Annotated in this window: 17 protein-coding genes; 13 read left to right on the forward strand and 4 right to left on the reverse strand. The window is 38.3% G+C overall.

The features are described 5' to 3' along the window. The 4 genes from BDD39_RS15800 to BDD39_RS15815 form a co-directional block, all read left to right on the forward strand. On the forward strand, positions 1–262 hold a 262-nt coding region (locus BDD39_RS15800), incomplete at its 5' end, for a winged helix-turn-helix transcriptional regulator (protein WP_166912469.1). Positions 263–398: 136 nt separating this feature from the next. Next, positions 399–776, forward strand: coding sequence for a hypothetical protein (locus tag BDD39_RS15805; RefSeq protein ID WP_166912471.1), 378 nt, complete (start codon positions 399–401; stop codon positions 774–776). Positions 777–2,118: 1,342 nt separating this feature from the next. Then, complete coding sequence (locus tag BDD39_RS15810) at positions 2,119–2,496, forward strand: hypothetical protein (RefSeq protein ID WP_166912473.1); 378 nt, start codon at positions 2,119–2,121, stop codon at positions 2,494–2,496. Between the two features lie 532 nt (positions 2,497–3,028). Then, entirely contained in the window at positions 3,029–3,622 is a 594-nt protein-coding gene (locus BDD39_RS15815) for a MerR family transcriptional regulator (RefSeq protein ID WP_166912475.1), read from the forward strand. Positions 3,623–3,877: 255 nt separating this feature from the next. Here BDD39_RS15815 and BDD39_RS15820 read toward each other — a convergent pair whose 3' ends face one another. Both BDD39_RS15820 and BDD39_RS15825 read right to left on the reverse strand, forming a co-directional pair. Then, positions 3,878–5,047: a site-specific integrase gene (locus BDD39_RS15820; RefSeq protein ID WP_166912477.1), complete on the reverse strand. Its 1,170-nt coding sequence runs from the start codon at positions 5,045–5,047 to the stop codon at positions 3,878–3,880. A 19-nt stretch (positions 5,048–5,066) separates the two neighbouring features. Then, positions 5,067–5,540 carry a hypothetical protein gene (locus tag BDD39_RS15825; RefSeq protein WP_166912479.1) on the reverse strand — a complete coding sequence of 158 codons (474 nt, stop codon included), beginning with the start codon at positions 5,538–5,540 and terminating at the stop codon, positions 5,067–5,069. 679 nt (positions 5,541–6,219) lie between these two features. Between BDD39_RS15825 and BDD39_RS15830 the strand changes: the two genes are divergently transcribed. From BDD39_RS15830 to BDD39_RS15855, 6 genes are all read left to right on the forward strand, one after another. Next, entirely contained in the window at positions 6,220–7,230 is a 1,011-nt protein-coding gene (locus BDD39_RS15830; protein WP_166912481.1) for a hypothetical protein, read from the forward strand. A 277-nt stretch (positions 7,231–7,507) separates the two neighbouring features. After that, positions 7,508–8,038 carry a tyrosine-type recombinase/integrase gene (locus BDD39_RS15835; protein WP_166912483.1) on the forward strand — a complete coding sequence of 177 codons (531 nt, stop codon included), beginning with the start codon at positions 7,508–7,510 and terminating at the stop codon, positions 8,036–8,038. A gap of 308 nt (positions 8,039–8,346) precedes the next feature. After that, on the forward strand, positions 8,347–10,194 hold the full coding sequence (locus BDD39_RS15840) for a MarR family transcriptional regulator (RefSeq protein ID WP_166912485.1): 1,848 nt from the start codon (positions 8,347–8,349) through the stop codon (positions 10,192–10,194). A gap of 136 nt (positions 10,195–10,330) precedes the next feature. Continuing rightward, complete coding sequence (locus BDD39_RS15845; RefSeq protein ID WP_166912471.1) at positions 10,331–10,708, forward strand: hypothetical protein; 378 nt, start codon at positions 10,331–10,333, stop codon at positions 10,706–10,708. 1,339 nt (positions 10,709–12,047) lie between these two features. Continuing rightward, on the forward strand, positions 12,048–12,425 hold the full coding sequence (locus tag BDD39_RS15850) for a hypothetical protein (protein ID WP_166912473.1): 378 nt from the start codon (positions 12,048–12,050) through the stop codon (positions 12,423–12,425). 532 nt (positions 12,426–12,957) lie between these two features. Next, positions 12,958–13,551 (forward strand): MerR family transcriptional regulator, encoded by a 594-nt coding sequence (locus BDD39_RS15855; protein ID WP_166912475.1) that lies wholly within the window; start codon positions 12,958–12,960, stop codon positions 13,549–13,551. A 256-nt stretch (positions 13,552–13,807) separates the two neighbouring features. Here the strand turns inward: BDD39_RS15855 and BDD39_RS15860 are convergent, their stop codons facing one another. Further along, positions 13,808–14,977: a site-specific integrase gene (locus BDD39_RS15860; RefSeq protein ID WP_166912477.1), complete on the reverse strand. Its 1,170-nt coding sequence runs from the start codon at positions 14,975–14,977 to the stop codon at positions 13,808–13,810. Between the two features lie 19 nt (positions 14,978–14,996). Next, on the reverse strand, positions 14,997–15,470 hold the full coding sequence (locus BDD39_RS15865) for a hypothetical protein (protein WP_166912479.1): 474 nt from the start codon (positions 15,468–15,470) through the stop codon (positions 14,997–14,999). A gap of 679 nt (positions 15,471–16,149) precedes the next feature. Here BDD39_RS15865 and BDD39_RS15870 point away from each other — a divergent pair. The 3 genes from BDD39_RS15870 (at position 16,150) to BDD39_RS15880 (ending at position 19,599) form a co-directional block, all read left to right on the forward strand. Further along, positions 16,150–17,160: a hypothetical protein gene (locus BDD39_RS15870; protein WP_166912481.1), complete on the forward strand. Its 1,011-nt coding sequence runs from the start codon at positions 16,150–16,152 to the stop codon at positions 17,158–17,160. Positions 17,161–17,437: 277 nt separating this feature from the next. Next, the gene (locus tag BDD39_RS15875; RefSeq protein ID WP_166912483.1) at positions 17,438–17,968 is read left to right on the forward strand and encodes a tyrosine-type recombinase/integrase; all 531 of its coding nucleotides are present in this window, start codon (positions 17,438–17,440) and stop codon (positions 17,966–17,968) included. 308 nt (positions 17,969–18,276) lie between these two features. Further along, complete coding sequence (locus tag BDD39_RS15880; RefSeq protein ID WP_166912487.1) at positions 18,277–19,599, forward strand: hypothetical protein; 1,323 nt, start codon at positions 18,277–18,279, stop codon at positions 19,597–19,599. Positions 19,600–19,860 lie beyond the last annotated feature (261 nt).

Here is a 19,860-nt window from a genome sequence, read left to right on the forward strand (position 1 = left end):
ATCAAAACGGAATGCTCGTTATTACGAGCGTTATTACGAGGAAAAGCAAGGAGAAATCAAGGAAAAGAATAAGAAACGATACCATAAAAAACGGCAAGAGCAAGGAAAATTATCGAGAGAAGAACAAAAACGGCTGAAAATCGAGAAAATCAAAGCCTTCTTGGCTGCCAATCCAGGAGCAACTATTAGAGAAATTGCGGAAAAAACGGGCATTCCACGTTCTACTGTCAGTCGTATTATGAAAGAAAATGGGACAATTTGATTTTGTCCCATTTTTTTTTTCAGCCCCTTAATTAATTGAGAGGTCCCCAAGGTTTTTTTTTAAAAAAGTAAAAAAAAAAAGTGTGGATAACAAAGATTCATTACAATAAGTGAAACAAATGTAGGAGGGGAAAAGATTGTATTTTACAGATGATCAGCATAAACAGAACTATTGGCACTTAATGAATCTTTATCATTTGAAACAAGGGGGGAATGTCGAATACGAAGCAAGCATTTACATTGCAGCATACCCGGAGATTTTTAAATGCTTCGGCGAAAAAATAAGTACCGAGTTTGGACCGTTAGCCTATTTGCTGGATGAAGAATTAGCCCAAGAGGGGAATCATAACATTGGTGCGTTGACAGGAACGACACGCCGTTTAGTCCAGTTTGGAATGAGTTTATACAACGGTTTTCCCGTGTCCCTTGCGGATGTTTCCATGCTGGGTGAGGAGGAATTCAATGTGTTGATGCAGGCGATTGCCATTCGATCCAAAAGACAATATAAGCCGTAAAACGCCTTTTTTAGGCGTTTTTTTTGTTTGAGGAATACTTTTACTTGCCCAAGCCAAAAACACGCGAAATTGACCTTATTTTGAACGTTTTAGGGGGATGTTTTTTGTCGGGGTAAAAATAAGTCTATCGAGTGAAAAAAACATACCCGTTTTTCGGGTCTAATTTGGCCAGAAAGGCCTGGGAAAGACTTTTCCAATATAAACACCTTTGACCGATGAAAAACGAGGCTAATTTGGCTAAAAAAACGCAAAAAAATAAAAAGGGCTCTATGACGTGCATAGATCCCCGATCTTTTTTATTGTCTTCGATTTTTTCGCATAGCAGGTTTCCATTGATACGGTAAAAGGATGGTTCCGTAAGAAAAAATAAAAGTGTAAGGTGTGTCCTTTTATATTAATGGCGAAGCTGTGGGCGTAGCCCCCCCAGCCTTTTTTTTTTTAAGAGGATATAAAAGAATTTTAGGTTTAAAAGCATGCTATTTGAAAAAAACGCTAGCATAAGGTTTCCATAGTGTTTGGAAACGAAAGAGTAGATGTTTAAAAAATGCTGGGGGGAAGAAAAATGATTCTTGTGTATTAAGGTTTCTCGATGGGTGTATCAAAAAGTGTCTCATATAAGACGTTTTTTGATAGAACTCTTTTATAAGATTGTTGATTCGATCAAGAAATTGGGGGATTTTTCCCTTTTGATTGGTTTTTGAATGAAAAAGCAATAAAAGAAATGAGTGCGATTTAGCACTCATTTTTAATTTTTATAAATTACAAACCCGGGGTTTTTGGAACGATTTTATATATGTTTCAATTAGAGAAACCGCATGGCTCTAGAGAAAAAAAAATGGAGGAATTTCTATACCATTAACCACTCTTTTTGTGCTCCGGAGTGTTATAAAAAATTTTTTACACAAAAATGGGATAAGTAATCGTCTTGAAGCTAGATATATCAAGGCTTCAAGCCGTTTTCATTACAACACGGAACGATAAAAGGGCACCATAATTATGCAATCTTTTATTGTTCCGTGTTGTAATGAATTGCTTTCAAACTCAGTTGTATCAAGGGTTTTAGCCTATTTTTTATATTGATTTTGTGTGAATTCCAAGGTGCTTAGAAAAGAAGGAGTAGATGTTTAAAAAATGCTGGGGGAAGAAAAATGATTCTTGTGTATTAAGGTTTCTCGATGGGTGTATCAAAAAGTGTCTCATATAAGACGTTTTTTGATAGAACTCTTTTATAAGATTGTTGATTCGATCAAGAAAATGGGGGGATTTTTCCCTTTTGATTGGTCTTTGAATTATAATGGGTGAAACGATTGGATGGATTTGATGTAGGAGGGGGACAAGGCTAATGTATTTTACAGATGATCAGCATAAACAGAATTACTGGTATTTGATGAATCTTTATGGTTTGAAACAAGGGGGGAATGTGGAATACGAAGCAAGCATTTACATTGCAGCATACCCGGAGATTTTTAAATGCTTCGGCGAAAAAATAAGTACCGAGTTTGGACCGTTAGCCTATTTGCTGGATGAAGAATTAGCCCAAGAGGGGAATCATAACATTGGTGCGTTGACAGGAACGACACGCCGTTTAGTCCAGTTTGGAATGAGTTTATACAACGGTTTTCCCGTGTCCCTTGCGGATGTTTCCATGCTGGGTGAGGAGGAATTCAATGTGTTGATGCAGGCGATTGCCATTCGATCCAAAAGACAATATAAGCCGTAAAACGCCTTTTTTAGGCGTTTTTTTGTTGGAGGAATCCTTTTACTTGTCCAAGCCAAAAACACGCGAAATTGACCTCATTTTGAGCGTTTTAGGGGGATGTTTTTTGTCGGGGTAAAAATAAGTCTATCGAGTGAAAAAAACATACCCGTTTTTCGGGTCTAATTTGGCCAGAAAGGCCTGGGAAAGACTTTTCCAATATAAACACCTTTGACCGATAAAAAACAAGGCAAATTTGGCCGATTTTTGCGTTTTGTTTCGCTGCGATTTATTTCACGGTTCTATTTACAACGATCCTCCACCCCCTTACAATCCCCACAGGGTGAAGCCACCGGCTGACAAGCAGCCATGGTGGTACCAAAAAAAGCGTTAAATGCTAGATTTAATAATGCTATTCTTTTACAATCGAAATAAAGAAGAAAGAAAAACGTTTTTATTTCGCTATCCAAAATCGAATCAAAAGCCGGAATGTTTCGGTTTCGATTTTTGAAAGATATTGATATAAAGCGGACGAAATCAAAAAAGGGGTGAAATCGTGAACGATCAAACCGAATTATTTACACCGAAGACAGCGGCGAAGATGGTGGGCGTGGACGCGGAACTGCTGAAAGTATGGTGCAACGAGTTCAATATCCAGACCGAGCGGACAGAAGGCGGACACCGACGCTATTCCCGCGACAACATCGCGACACTCCAAGAAATTCGAAAGAAAATCCAAGAACAAAATTGGAGTTATGATCAAGTCCGTGCTTGGTTAAACGGCAGCATTGAAGCATTCACAACGACAGAACAGCGTTCCGAACTCGATAAGAAAGCGGACAAGCTGTTGGAAGAAGCGGAACAGCAAAAACAATTCCGCGACAATCAGACGCAATTCAATCAAGCACTCGTTCAACGATTGGATGAATTAGTTCAACGAATTGCTAATTTAGAACAGCAAAACCAACAGATGATCGAAGAAAGAAAATTACTAAAAGCAGAAATCCATGAAATCAAACAGCAAAACGAACAGCTGAAATCTCTTTTTGGCGAGCGGGATCAGTTCTTTTTAGGATCATTGAAACAATCCATGGAAAAAACGAAGAAAAAACGAACCGGAATTTTAGCCAAGTTATTTTCGAAAGAATAATAGCCGGGTGGTTTTGAAAAACTACCCTTTTTTTATGTCCTATTTTCGCCGAGAAGACGTCTTTTGGATGTGGGGAATATCAAACCCTTTGACCGATGAAAAACGAGGCTAATTTGGCCAAAAAAACGCCAAAAAAAAAGAGTCGCTTGCAAGCAAGCAACTCTTTTTTTGATTGTCTTGGCATGTTGAAAAAAAGGAGGCAATCGTTGCGATCAACCTACATAAAAAAAGAAAAAAAGCAAGCGGGTGCTTGCTTCACTTGCCGTAGATGTCGCGAACCGGGTCAGGTTTGATGTAACGTAACACAATGTCGCATCTAGAGTGTCCGAGATGCAAGGCAACATACATTCTTCTTAAATGTTCATGGCTAAATCCTTTGATTTCTTTTTTCTTCATTTTTCGGTAACGGTTGATTCGGTAAAGTTCGTTTCGGATCCGTTGTTTGATGCTTTCTTCATTGGATCCTTGCATTTGAATATAGTTCCGAATCTCCCGTTTTAGTTTCGATTTCGACCAGGAACGGGTTTGCTCATATAGATTTTGAGCATACCGTTTCCGGTTCGAATGAGTAGTAAATCGCTTATTTTTTTCATACACCCCGGCTTTTTTTGCGGCTTCTCTGGTGAGGCGTTCTACCGTTTTAACAGCTTCTTTTAATTTTTTATCCTTTCCTTTCTGATTTTTGATCGTAAAGATTTTTTGACCCGGTTTTTTTCCTTCACAGAGAGGACGCAAGATGTTTCTTGCTTTTTCCGTAAGTGGAATGGTACGCGTGAAATTATTTTTATCGCATCGGAAGGTAATCGTATTTTTTTCAAAATTGACGTCTTTCACTTCCAGCTTCAACATCGCACGAATTCTTCCGCCAGTTTCGACCTGAAGTTTGTTGATGAGGTAAGCGGTGTTTCCGTTGTGGGTCGAACGATCAATGTGGGAATGGACTTTTTCGACGACTTCTCTGGTTGGTTTTATCGATGTTACTTCATCTTTCGAGCGGCAAACCCCACGTTCTTTGAGGTATTCCAAGCGTTCTTCTTTGTCGCCAACCCGAATCGTCGTATCTTTTCCAAGTACATTCGTATATTTCACCATGTGACGAAATGCTTCCAGAGCATGAACCCGTTTTTGAACGGTATCTGCGGTAATTTCTCCTTGTTCGTATTTTTTCGCTAAATGTTCAAAGTACCGATCCCATGTTTCGGCGTTGGTGTATTTCGGAAGAATTCGCTTGTCATTTTCTCCGATCATCTTCGCTAATTCCCGAAACATCGTTTTTACTTCACTTTCATAAGTTTTATATGTATCATCACGCCAGTTGTCTTTTTCGACGGTGATACCAGCCTTTTTCCCTTCCCGAAACGCTGCAGAAATATTATCTAATGCAATTTCTAAATTATTCATTTGACTTCTCTTCTTTTTTCCCATTTTTTCACCCCCTTTTTCGTTATTCAGAAAAAGACAAGCCGGTCTGGTAACCGAAAAAATTCTTTTTTTCGTCTGGTAACCGAAAACTCTGACGCAAGAGTCCGTAAGCGGTCGAAGCTTCGCAACGCCCGCAACGGACTCTAGCGGGGGGATGTTTTTTTGGAATCATACATCTTGGAAAAAAAGACAATAAGGTCCCAAGCCTCCCCCTTGACCAGTTTCCTGCCACTTTTCGTGTCAGGAAACTGGTCATAGCACGCAGCAAAGCTTCACTCCAGCCCAATGCTTGTTTCGGGCATTCAGCCCTCAACAAGCAAAGGGCTTCCGTTTCGCAATGCTGCGTGTCTTCTCGCTTCCTGCCGTGATGTGCTTTGACCCCCGGCAGGCTTTTCCGATTGGTACCATCACCATTTCTGAATCGAAGTTTTTTTGAAATCCAACGTATTGGAATCCAATCTTTCGATCGAAACACCTTCGGTTCAGAAATCGTCATGGTACCAACCCACCTGCCAGGAAGTTACAGACGCCACTTTCTGTGACGCACGCGGGTGTCCCCCAACACCCACGCCCTACTCGGTTTCCCGAAAGTAGGCTGTCAGCCTATTTGTCCCTGAAGGACGCCGCGGCTGATCCATATCCTGCTTTCGCAAGACTTAGGCTCGGCATAGCGGGCGGTTAGCCCAATGTCATGAGGTTCATGACATCTGCGTCAATTCGCAAACACATCCACGACATTCCACGAGAAGAGAGGACGCCTTACCAACCGTCTAATTTCTGACTCTATTGCCTCCTTTTTTTCGATTGATTGCCCCCTTTCATCGATTTTTTAAAATCAAAGAATTTGAATGAAATAAATTTTTCCCTTTCTAGTTTGCTTGCCATCGAAAAACGAAAACAAAAAAGACAATAAAACCTCTCTTCTCGTCAAACAACACTAGGTTGTTCGACTGATCATGAAAATGTCTTTGATTTGATCTATTCACGAGGAATAGAATTTATGCACATCTCGCGAACGAGATGGTTTGCACTATTCCGTAAAGGAATAGCTTTGCATTTCCCGAAGAAAATGCAAATTTAAGCGATACTTTTACATTTTTCATTTTAAAACATTTTTGTAAAAAATTGGTAAAAATTATGGTAAAAAGGTAAAAAAGTAAAAAAGGGGGGATACCATGATCGATTTTGAAACATTAATGCAATACAAGCCGAAAATTCCGTTTCGAATTGTCGAGAAAGATTTGAGTCAGTGGGAAGAAATGAGAAGAAAAACGTATTTCAGCGAAGAAGATATGCGGATCGATCACAGCAACGACCGATTGAAAAAAGGGGAAATTGAAATACCAGTCTATAAAGACAACACCATTCGACCGTTGAATTTTAAGGGGAAACTGTTGTCGTATGATGTCGAAAATTATGGCTGCGGATTTTACAAAATTACGCAAAAACGAGGAATCGTGAAACCAAATCCAAATGATCATCGCTATCCAAAAGAAGAAGTCAAACGGGATGGAATTTATACGTTTTACATTGGTTACAGCCGAGAAGAAGAAACGTATAAATTCTTTGAATCAGAGAAAACATTTTTCGAATTATATAAACCGGTTGAAGAACTCAAAATGAGCGAGGAAGTGCAGGAATTAATCAATGATTTTATTGATTTTGCCCAATGGTTTTGGAGTCCTCGATTCAAAGTGGAATATAATTTCGGAAGCGTGATCGCCGATCAAACATACGGGGATTATTTGCGATTGATTGAATACTTGGAAGAAAACATGGAAATGTTACGGAGTTATCACTTGTTATTAAATATTTTTGGCGATATTGACGATAAGACATACGAGTACATTTTAAACAGTTTAGAAACGCTAGAACTCCACATGCAAAATGCAAAAACGCATATTCTCACCCATTTTCCAGATCCAAGCGAAAAAGTGAATCACCTGAACGATCCAGAGCGAGGAAAGCCCCTTTCACAGTTGCATCAATACATCGAATTGAGGATTGCCCAGCGAGGGTATTTTGTCGATTTGAACGAGAAAAAAGCTTATCCAAACATGTGGGAAGTATTTTATAGCCAGCAGTTTTCCAAAGAATTTGAAAGCGATAGCAGCAAACAAGAAAGATTGTCGGAATTGCTGAAAAAAGCGATTGAAAACCATCAAACGTATTTTCCGTACAAATGAAAAACACTTGACGATCGGAGAAGGAAAAGTAAGATAAAATTAAATTACGTCTTCATGGATTTTGTAGAGCCTCCCATTCGGGAGGTTCTATTTTTTTGTCCAAAAAAACAAAAGGCTTGGCTGGTAACATGGACAAGCCCCTGCTTGTCCCATAGGTTTTATACAACAAAAGGATTTTTTGTTGCATTTTTTTCTTTTTGTTTTAAGATATTGAAGGATTTTTTCTTTTTCTTTAGTATTATGTTGCATAGGTGAATTAAAAAAGGGGTGATCATCTATGGAATTTGTTGATCCAATTTATGATAAAGCAGATATTCCAAGAGTAAAAAAAGTATTAAAAAGCATGGTCAATGGCGAGCGTAATTTACTTTGTTTTGAAATTGGGCTTGCTACGGCATTAAGACCTAGTGATCTATTAAATTTACGAGTAAAAGACGTCAAAGACGGGATTGTTCGAGTTCGTGCGAAAAAAACCGGAAAAGCGTTAGAAATTCGTTTAAATGATCGGGTGTATAACATGGTGAAATCGTATATTCAGTACATGGGCGATGACGACAAGCTGTTTAATATGGATCGCACAACGCTTTACCGGATTATGAATAAAGCAGGGAAAATGTTAAATCTCGAAGAAAATCTGGGGGCTCATTCGATTCGAAAAACTAAAGCATATCATCTTTACATCGATTCTGGTTATGATATTTCGCTTGTGATGGAACTTTTGCAGCATGAAAATGCCGGAGATACGCTTCGTTATATCGGATGGGAGAAAAAGAAACTAGCGGAAGCTGTTGCGGAACATGATTTATGATCACTTTTTGTTTTTATAAGAATTAAGCTGTTGTTTTTGAAATAGAAAAGGGATTTCGCGATCATACGACAAAAAAAGGAAGATAGAAACTAGATTTTTCAACCAAAATTTAATAGAGTAAAAGAAAAAGAGCAACGTGCTCGCAACACGTTGCTCCAAAAGAGATTCTGAAACCCAAAAGCAAATTTCGTAAGTAAATAATAAAAAGAAAAATCGTTGCTGTCAACTAATTTTGACAGAAAGGAAAAAAATCCTTCTGGGTTTCGGAATCTCTCCTGAAATTTTTTCAAAACGGGAGGGATTTTTTTATGTTTGAATCATTGGATTTTCAGAATTTGCTTTCTGATGTGGAATCCTTTATCACGAGCGAAACATTATTTAAACCATGGGGAAATCGCGATCATTTAACAAAGCTTGGAAAGCCGATGAATGAAATTCAATGGCATTCTAAGCCGAAACTGATTTCTTCTCCGTTTGAACAAATTGAATTGTATTTTAACTGGCTTCAACAAGTTAATGATCGAAGAACCAGAAGAATCGTCGTTGCTTATCCAACGGAATATTGGGTAAGTTTAAGTCAAAAAGAATATGACGAACTAAAAGACAAAGAAAAATACGAAACGATAGTGGAAAAAGCAAAAGCACTTGTTTTTGAAGCGGAAAAACTGCCGAAAGAACCGACCGGATTTGAATTTGAATTAATTTTTTCTGATGACGATCCGGTGAAAGCATATAAAAAATGGATTGAGGATGGATCTGAAGAAGAAAGAGAATTTGCTTTAAAATACGGAACCATTTACGAAGAAACGATTTACAAAGTGAAAAAACTGACAATGGCACATGACTTTTATACGTTCTCCAAAGCAAAAAAATACTTAAATCAAGACTACAAAAATAAGATGAACGGTTATCACAACACGTCGATCGTGTATGTGATTCCTTCGAAAAGAGAATATCGCCGTCGTGGTGCCAGAGTAACGGAACTCCCTGTTTTATTTTCCGAATTAGATTATTATAAACTGGATGAATACAAAAACAAAACACATGATGAGATGATCGAATTAATTTACGAAGAACTCGATAAACACCATTTTCCACGCCCAACGGAAGTGATACGAACAAGAGGGCTTCATTTGGTTTGGAAAATTAGCCCGATTCCTGCTTATCGGGTTCTGGAGTGGGAAATGCTGCAAAAGAAAATTCATTCGATTTTAGGGAAATTCGGTTCAGATAATCAAACGGTAACGGATAAAGTGCGTTTGCTTCGTCTTTGCGGTACGATACATAAAAAAACGAATCAGAAAATCATTGGATATAGTTATACGGATGATCGGTATTTATTCGATGAACTGATAGAGAAATTCTGCAAAGAAGAAGTCGAACGCGAAAAAGAACGGAGAAAAAATGCAAGAAAGCAATACGCGAAGGAAAAGAAAAAACGGCTTCAACTGATCCAAGGAAATCGAACAGTTAAAGCCGAACGGAAAACCACTTATACCGAAGCACAAGATATATCTTCGCTGATTTATGAAAAATACCTTCACGATTTATTCGTGTTGGTTGATTTGCGAGACGGAAAATTATATGGTCATCGTGAATTCTTGTGCTTCCTCACTAGATATTTTACATTAGTCGTTACGAAAGGCAACCATATTAAGGCGATTGATGAAATGAAAAAAATGTTCGATTCCTTGGATATTCATGGCGATTATACATGGGAAGAAATTTTAACATATACGAAAAGTGCAGAAACAGCGTATGAACGGTTTAAAAAGTATTGGCCGGATGGATACAATTATAAAAATTCCACGTTGGTTGAAAAACTAAAAATCACTAAAGAAGAGCAAAAACATATGAAAATCTTGATCGACGATCAAGAGAAAAAAGAACGGAAATCAAAACGGAATGCTCGTTATTACGAGCGTTATTACGAGGAAAAGCAAGGAGAAATCAAGGAAAAGAATAAGAAACGATACCATAAAAAACGGCAAGAGCAAGGAAAATTATCGAGAGAAGAACAAAAACGGCTGAAAATCGAGAAAATCAAAGCCTTCTTGGCTGCCAATCCAGGAGCAACTATTAGAGAAATTGCGGAAAAAACGGGCATTCCACGTTCTACTGTCAGTCGTATTATGAAAGAAAATGGGACAATTTGATTTTGTCCCATTTTTTTTTTCAGCCCCTTAATTAATTGAGAGGTCCCCAAGGTTTTTTTTTAAAAAAGTAAAAAAAAAAAGTGTGGATAACAAAGATTCATTACAATAAGTGAAACAAATGTAGGAGGGGAAAAGATTGTATTTTACAGATGATCAGCATAAACAGAACTATTGGCACTTAATGAATCTTTATCATTTGAAACAAGGGGGGAATGTCGAATACGAAGCAAGCATTTACATTGCAGCATACCCGGAGATTTTTAAATGCTTCGGCGAAAAAATAAGTACCGAGTTTGGACCGTTAGCCTATTTGCTGGATGAAGAATTAGCCCAAGAGGGGAATCATAACATTGGTGCGTTGACAGGAACGACACGCCGTTTAGTCCAGTTTGGAATGAGTTTATACAACGGTTTTCCCGTGTCCCTTGCGGATGTTTCCATGCTGGGTGAGGAGGAATTCAATGTGTTGATGCAGGCGATTGCCATTCGATCCAAAAGACAATATAAGCCGTAAAACGCCTTTTTTAGGCGTTTTTTTGTTTGAGGAATACTTTTACTTGCCCAAGCCAAAAACACGCGAAATTGACCTTATTTTGAACGTTTTAGGGGGATGTTTTTTGTCGGGGTAAAAATAAGTCTATCGAGTGAAAAAAACATACCCGTTTTTCGGGTCTAATTTGGCCAGAAAGGCCTGGGAAAGACTTTTCCAATATAAACACCTTTGACCGATGAAAAACGAGGCTAATTTGGCTAAAAAAACGCAAAAAAATAAAAAGGGCTCTATGACGTGCATAGATCCCCGATCTTTTTTATTGTCTTCGATTTTTTCGCATAGCAGGTTTCCATTGATACGGTAAAAGGATGGTTCCGTAAGAAAAAATAAAAGTGTAAGGTGTGTCCTTTTATATTAATGGCGAAGCTGTGGGCGTAGCCCCCCCAGCCTTTTTTTTTTTAAGAGGATATAAAAGAATTTTAGGTTTAAAAGCATGCTATTTGAAAAAAACGCTAGCATAAGGTTTCCATAGTGTTTGGAAACGAAAGAGTAGATGTTTAAAAAATGCTGGGGGAAGAAAAATGATTCTTGTGTATTAAGGTTTCTCGATGGGTGTATCAAAAAGTGTCTCATATAAGACGTTTTTTGATAGAACTCTTTTATAAGATTGTTGATTCGATCAAGAAATTGGGGGATTTTTCCCTTTTGATTGGTTTTTGAATGAAAAAGCAATAAAAGAAATGAGTGCGATTTAGCACTCATTTTTAATTTTTATAAATTACAAACCCGGGGTTTTTGGAACGATTTTTATATATGTTCAATTAGAGAAACCGCATGGCTCTAGAGAAAAAAAATGGAGGAATTTCTATACCATTAACCACTCTTTTTGTGCTCCGGAGTGTTATAAAAAATTTTTTACACAAAAATGGGATAAGTAATCGTCTTGAAGCTAGATATATCAAGGCTTCAAGCCGTTTTCATTACAACACGGAACGATAAAAGGGCACCATAATTATGCAATCTTTTATTGTTCCGTGTTGTAATGAATTGCTTTCAAACTCAGTTGTATCAAGGGTTTTAGCCTATTTTTTATATTGATTTTGTGTGAATTCCAAGGTGCTTAGAAAAGAAGGAGTAGATGTTTAAAAAATGCTGGGGGAAGAAAAATGATTCTTGTGTATTAAGGTTTCTCGATGGGTGTATCAAAAAGTGTCTCATATAAGACGTTTTTTGATAGAACTCTTTTATAAGATTGTTGATTCGATCAAGAAAATGGGGGGATTTTTCCCTTTTGATTGGTCTTTGAATTATAATGGGTGAAACGATTGGATGGATTTGATGTAGGAGGGGGACAAGGCTAATGTATTTTACAGATGATCAGCATAAACAGAATTACTGGTATTTGATGAATCTTTATGGTTTGAAACAAGGGGGGAATGTGGAATACGAAGCAAGCATTTACATTGCAGCATACCCGGAGATTTTTAAATGCTTCGGCGAAAAAATAAGTACCGAGTTTGGACCGTTAGCCTATTTGCTGGATGAAGAATTAGCCCAAGAGGGGAATCATAACATTGGTGCGTTGACAGGAACGACACGCCGTTTAGTCCAGTTTGGAATGAGTTTATACAACGGTTTTCCCGTGTCCCTTGCGGATGTTTCCATGCTGGGTGAGGAGGAATTCAATGTGTTGATGCAGGCGATTGCCATTCGATCCAAAAGACAATATAAGCCGTAAAACGCCTTTTTTAGGCGTTTTTTTGTTGGAGGAATCCTTTTACTTGTCCAAGCCAAAAACACGCGAAATTGACCTCATTTTGAGCGTTTTAGGGGGATGTTTTTTGTCGGGGTAAAAATAAGTCTATCGAGTGAAAAAAACATACCCGTTTTTCGGGTCTAATTTGGCCAGAAAGGCCTGGGAAAGACTTTTCCAATATAAACACCTTTGACCGATAAAAAACAAGGCAAATTTGGCCGATTTTTGCGTTTTGTTTCGCTGCGATTTATTTCACGGTTCTATTTACAACGATCCTCCACCCCCTTACAATCCCCACAGGGTGAAGCCACCGGCTGACAAGCAGCCATGGTGGTACCAAAAAAAGCGTTAAATGCTAGATTTAATAATGCTATTCTTTTACAATCGAAATAAAGAAGAAAGAAAAACGTTTTTATTTCGCTATCCAAAATCGAATCAAAAGCCGGAATGTTTCGGTTTCGATTTTTGAAAGATATTGATATAAAGCGGACGAAATCAAAAAAGGGGTGAAATCGTGAACGATCAAACCGAATTATTTACACCGAAGACAGCGGCGAAGATGGTGGGCGTGGACGCGGAACTGCTGAAAGTATGGTGCAACGAGTTCAATATCCAGACCGAGCGGACAGAAGGCGGACACCGACGCTATTCCCGCGACAACATCGCGACACTCCAAGAAATTCGAAAGAAAATCCAAGAACAAAATTGGAGTTATGATCAAGTCCGTGCTTGGTTAAACGGCAGCATTGAAGCATTCACAACGACAGAACAGCGTTCCGAACTCGATAAGAAAGCGGACAAGCTGTTGGAAGAAGCGGAACAGCAAAAACAATTCCGCGACAATCAGACGCAATTCAATCAAGCACTCGTTCAACGATTGGATGAATTAGTTCAACGAATTGCTAATTTAGAACAGCAAAACCAACAGATGATCGAAGAAAGAAAATTACTAAAAGCAGAAATCCATGAAATCAAACAGCAAAACGAACAGCTGAAATCTCTTTTTGGCGAGCGGGATCAGTTCTTTTTAGGATCATTGAAACAATCCATGGAAAAAACGAAGAAAAAACGAACCGGAATTTTAGCCAAGTTATTTTCGAAAGAATAATAGCCGGGTGGTTTTGAAAAACTACCCTTTTTTTATGTCCTATTTTCGCCGAGAAGACGTCTTTTGGATGTGGGGAATATCAAACCCTTTGACCGATGAAAAACGAGGCTAATTTGGCCAAAAAAACGCCAAAAAAAAAGAGTCGCTTGCAAGCAAGCAACTCTTTTTTTTGATTGTCTTGGCATGTTGAAAAAAAGGAGGCAATCGTTGCGATCAACCTACATAAAAAAAGAAAAAAAGCAAGCGGGTGCTTGCTTCACTTGCCGTAGATGTCGCGAACCGGGTCAGGTTTGATGTAACGTAACACAATGTCGCATCTAGAGTGTCCGAGATGCAAGGCAACATACATTCTTCTTAAATGTTCATGGCTAAATCCTTTGATTTCTTTTTTCTTCATTTTTCGGTAACGGTTGATTCGGTAAAGTTCGTTTCGGATCCGTTGTTTGATGCTTTCTTCATTGGATCCTTGCATTTGAATATAGTTCCGAATCTCCCGTTTTAGTTTCGATTTCGACCAGGAACGGGTTTGCTCATATAGATTTTGAGCATACCGTTTCCGGTTCGAATGAGTAGTAAATCGCTTATTTTTTTCATACACCCCGGCTTTTTTTGCGGCTTCTCTGGTGAGGCGTTCTACCGTTTTAACAGCTTCTTTTAATTTTTTATCCTTTCCTTTCTGATTTTTGATCGTAAAGATTTTTTGACCCGGTTTTTTTCCTTCACAGAGAGGACGCAAGATGTTTCTTGCTTTTTCCGTAAGTGGAATGGTACGCGTGAAATTATTTTTATCGCATCGGAAGGTAATCGTATTTTTTTCAAAATTGACGTCTTTCACTTCCAGCTTCAACATCGCACGAATTCTTCCGCCAGTTTCGACCTGAAGTTTGTTGATGAGGTAAGCGGTGTTTCCGTTGTGGGTCGAACGATCAATGTGGGAATGGACTTTTTCGACGACTTCTCTGGTTGGTTTTATCGATGTTACTTCATCTTTCGAGCGGCAAACCCCACGTTCTTTGAGGTATTCCAAGCGTTCTTCTTTGTCGCCAACCCGAATCGTCGTATCTTTTCCAAGTACATTCGTATATTTCACCATGTGACGAAATGCTTCCAGAGCATGAACCCGTTTTTGAACGGTATCTGCGGTAATTTCTCCTTGTTCGTATTTTTTCGCTAAATGTTCAAAGTACCGATCCCATGTTTCGGCGTTGGTGTATTTCGGAAGAATTCGCTTGTCATTTTCTCCGATCATCTTCGCTAATTCCCGAAACATCGTTTTTACTTCACTTTCATAAGTTTTATATGTATCATCACGCCAGTTGTCTTTTTCGACGGTGATACCAGCCTTTTTCCCTTCCCGAAACGCTGCAGAAATATTATCTAATGCAATTTCTAAATTATTCATTTGACTTCTCTTCTTTTTTCCCATTTTTTCACCCCCTTTTTCGTTATTCAGAAAAAGACAAGCCGGTCTGGTAACCGAAAAAATTCTTTTTTTCGTCTGGTAACCGAAAACTCTGACGCAAGAGTCCGTAAGCGGTCGAAGCTTCGCAACGCCCGCAACGGACTCTAGCGGGGGGATGTTTTTTTGGAATCATACATCTTGGAAAAAAAGACAATAAGGTCCCAAGCCTCCCCCTTGACCAGTTTCCTGCCACTTTTCGTGTCAGGAAACTGGTCATAGCACGCAGCAAAGCTTCACTCCAGCCCAATGCTTGTTTCGGGCATTCAGCCCTCAACAAGCAAAGGGCTTCCGTTTCGCAATGCTGCGTGTCTTCTCGCTTCCTGCCGTGATGTGCTTTGACCCCCGGCAGGCTTTTCCGATTGGTACCATCACCATTTCTGAATCGAAGTTTTTTTGAAATCCAACGTATTGGAATCCAATCTTTCGATCGAAACACCTTCGGTTCAGAAATCGTCATGGTACCAACCCACCTGCCAGGAAGTTACAGACGCCACTTTCTGTGACGCACGCGGGTGTCCCCCAACACCCACGCCCTACTCGGTTTCCCGAAAGTAGGCTGTCAGCCTATTTGTCCCTGAAGGACGCCGCGGCTGATCCATATCCTGCTTTCGCAAGACTTAGGCTCGGCATAGCGGGCGGTTAGCCCAATGTCATGAGGTTCATGACATCTGCGTCAATTCGCAAACACATCCACGACATTCCACGAGAAGAGAGGACGCCTTACCAACCGTCTAATTTCTGACTCTATTGCCTCCTTTTTTTCGATTGATTGCCCCCTTTCATCGATTTTTTAAAATCAAAGAATTTGAATGAAATAAATTTTTCCCTTTCTAGTTTGCTTGCCATCGAAAAACGAAAACAAAAAAGACAATAAAACCTCTCTTCTCGTCAAACAACACTAGGTTGTTCGACTGATCATGAAAATGTCTTTGATTTGATCTATTCACGAGGAATAGAATTTATGCACATCTCGCGAACGAGATGGTTTGCACTATTCCGTAAAGGAATAGCTTTGCATTTCCCGAAGAAAATGCAAATTTAAGCGATACTTTTACATTTTTCATTTTAAAACATTTTTGTAAAAAATTGGTAAAAATTATGGTAAAAAGGTAAAAAAGTAAAAAAGGGGGGATACCATGATCGATTTTGAAACATTAATGCAATACAAGCCGAAAATTCCGTTTCGAATTGTCGAGAAAGATTTGAGTCAGTGGGAAGAAATGAGAAGAAAAACGTATTTCAGCGAAGAAGATATGCGGATCGATCACAGCAACGACCGATTGAAAAAAGGGGAAATTGAAATACCAGTCTATAAAGACAACACCATTCGACCGTTGAATTTTAAGGGGAAACTGTTGTCGTATGATGTCGAAAATTATGGCTGCGGATTTTACAAAATTACGCAAAAACGAGGAATCGTGAAACCAAATCCAAATGATCATCGCTATCCAAAAGAAGAAGTCAAACGGGATGGAATTTATACGTTTTACATTGGTTACAGCCGAGAAGAAGAAACGTATAAATTCTTTGAATCAGAGAAAACATTTTTCGAATTATATAAACCGGTTGAAGAACTCAAAATGAGCGAGGAAGTGCAGGAATTAATCAATGATTTTATTGATTTTGCCCAATGGTTTTGGAGTCCTCGATTCAAAGTGGAATATAATTTCGGAAGCGTGATCGCCGATCAAACATACGGGGATTATTTGCGATTGATTGAATACTTGGAAGAAAACATGGAAATGTTACGGAGTTATCACTTGTTATTAAATATTTTTGGCGATATTGACGATAAGACATACGAGTACATTTTAAACAGTTTAGAAACGCTAGAACTCCACATGCAAAATGCAAAAACGCATATTCTCACCCATTTTCCAGATCCAAGCGAAAAAGTGAATCACCTGAACGATCCAGAGCGAGGAAAGCCCCTTTCACAGTTGCATCAATACATCGAATTGAGGATTGCCCAGCGAGGGTATTTTGTCGATTTGAACGAGAAAAAAGCTTATCCAAACATGTGGGAAGTATTTTATAGCCAGCAGTTTTCCAAAGAATTTGAAAGCGATAGCAGCAAACAAGAAAGATTGTCGGAATTGCTGAAAAAAGCGATTGAAAACCATCAAACGTATTTTCCGTACAAATGAAAAACACTTGACGATCGGAGAAGGAAAAGTAAGATAAAATTAAATTACGTCTTCATGGATTTTGTAGAGCCTCCCATTCGGGAGGTTCTATTTTTTTGTCCAAAAAAACAAAAGGCTTGGCTGGTAACATGGACAAGCCCCTGCTTGTCCCATAGGTTTTATACAACAAAAGGATTTTTTGTTGCATTTTTTTCTTTTTGTTTTAAGATATTGAAGGATTTTTTCTTTTTCTTTAGTATTATGTTGCATAGGTGAATTAAAAAAGGGGTGATCATCTATGGAATTTGTTGATCCAATTTATGATAAAGCAGATATTCCAAGAGTAAAAAAAGTATTAAAAAGCATGGTCAATGGCGAGCGTAATTTACTTTGTTTTGAAATTGGGCTTGCTACGGCATTAAGACCTAGTGATCTATTAAATTTACGAGTAAAAGACGTCAAAGACGGGATTGTTCGAGTTCGTGCGAAAAAAACCGGAAAAGCGTTAGAAATTCGTTTAAATGATCGGGTGTATAACATGGTGAAATCGTATATTCAGTACATGGGCGATGACGACAAGCTGTTTAATATGGATCGCACAACGCTTTACCGGATTATGAATAAAGCAGGGAAAATGTTAAATCTCGAAGAAAATCTGGGGGCTCATTCGATTCGAAAAACTAAAGCATATCATCTTTACATCGATTCTGGTTATGATATTTCGCTTGTGATGGAACTTTTGCAGCATGAAAATGCCGGAGATACGCTTCGTTATATCGGATGGGAGAAAAAGAAACTAGCGGAAGCTGTTGCGGAACATGATTTATGATCACTTTTTGTTTTTATAAGAATTAAGCTGTTGTTTTTGAAATAGAAAAGGGATTTCGCGATCATACGACAAAAAAAGGAAGATAGAAACTAGATTTTTCAACCAAAATTTAATAGAGTAAAAGAAAAAGAGCAACGTGCTCGCAACACGTTGCTCCAAAAGAGATTCTGAAACCCAAAAGCAAATTTCGTAAGTAAATAATAAAAAGAAAAATCGTTGCTGTCAACTAATTTTGACAGAAAGGAAAAAAATCCTTCTGGGTTTCGGAATCTCTCCTGAAATTTTTTCAAAACGGGAGGGATTTTTTTATGTTTGAATCATTGGATTTTCAGAATTTGCTTTCTGATGTGGAATCCTTTATCACGAGCGAAACATTATTTAAACCATGGGGAAATCGCGATCATTTAACAAAGCTTGGAAAGCCGATGAATGAAATTCAATGGCATTCTAAGCCGAAACTGATTTCTTCTCCGTTTGAACAAATTGAATTGTATTTTAACTGGCTTCAACAAGTTAATGATCGAAGAACCAGAAGAATCGTCGTTGCTTATCCAACGGAATATTGGGTAAGTTTAAGTCAAAAAGAATATGACGAACTAAAAGACAAAGAAAAATACGAAACGATAGTGGAAAAAGCAAAAGCACTTGTTTTTGAAGCGGAAAAACTGCCGAAAGAACCGACCGGATTTGAATTTGAATTAATTTTTTCTGATGACGATCCGGTGAAAGCATATAAAAAATGGATTGAGGATGGATCTGAAGAAGAAAGAGAATTTGCTTTAAAATACGGAACCATTTACGAAGAAACGATTTACAAAGTGAAAAAACTGACAATGGCACATGACTTTTATACGTTCTCCAAAGCAAAAAAATACTTAAATCAAGACTACAAAAATAAGATGAACGGTTATCACAACACGTCGATCGTGTATGTGATTCCTTCGAAAAGAGAATATCGCCGTCGTGGTGCCAGAGTAACGGAACTCCCTGTTTTATTTTCCGAATTAGATTATTATAAACTGGATGAATACAAAAACAAAACACATGATGAGATGATCGAATTAATTTACGAAGAACTCGATAAACACCATTTTCCACGCCCAACGGAAGTGATACGAACAAGAGGGCTTCATTTGGTTTGGAAAATTAGCCCGATTCCTGCTTATCGGGTTCTGGAGTGGGAAATGCTGCAAAAGAAAATTCATTCGATTTTAGGGAAATTCGGTTCAGATAATCAAACGGTAACGGATAAAGTGCGTTTGCTTCGTCTTTGCGGTACGATACATAAAAAAACGAATCAGAAAATCATTGGATATAGTTATACGGATGATCGGTATTTATTCGATGAACTGATAGAGAAATTCTGCAAAGAAGAAGTCGAACGCGAAAAAGAACGGAGAAAAAATGCAAGAAAGCAATACGCGAAGGAAAAGAAAAAACGGCTTCAACTGATCCAAGGAAATCGAACAGTTAAAGCCGAACGGAAAACCACTTATACCGAAGCACAAGATATATCTTCGCTGATTTATGAAAAATACCTTCACGATTTATTCGTGTTGGTTGATTTGCGAGACGGAAAATTATATGGTCATCGTGAATTCTTGTGCTTCCTCACTAGATATTTACATTAGTCGTTACGAAAGGCAACCATATTAAGGCGATTGATGAAATGAAAAAAAATGTTCGATTCCTTGGATATTCATGGCGATTATACATGGGAAGAAATTTTAACATATACGAAAGTGCAGAAACAGCGTATGAACGGTTTAAAAGTATTGGCCGGATGGATACAATTATAAAAATTCCACGTTGGTTGAAAAACTAAAAATCACTAAAGAAGAGCAAAAACATATGAAAATCTTGATCGACGATCAAGAGAAAAAAGAACGGAA

This window comes from Saccharococcus thermophilus, from assembly GCF_011761475.1.
In the GTDB taxonomy this organism is placed as follows: Bacteria; Bacillota; Bacilli; order Bacillales; family Anoxybacillaceae; genus Saccharococcus; species Saccharococcus thermophilus.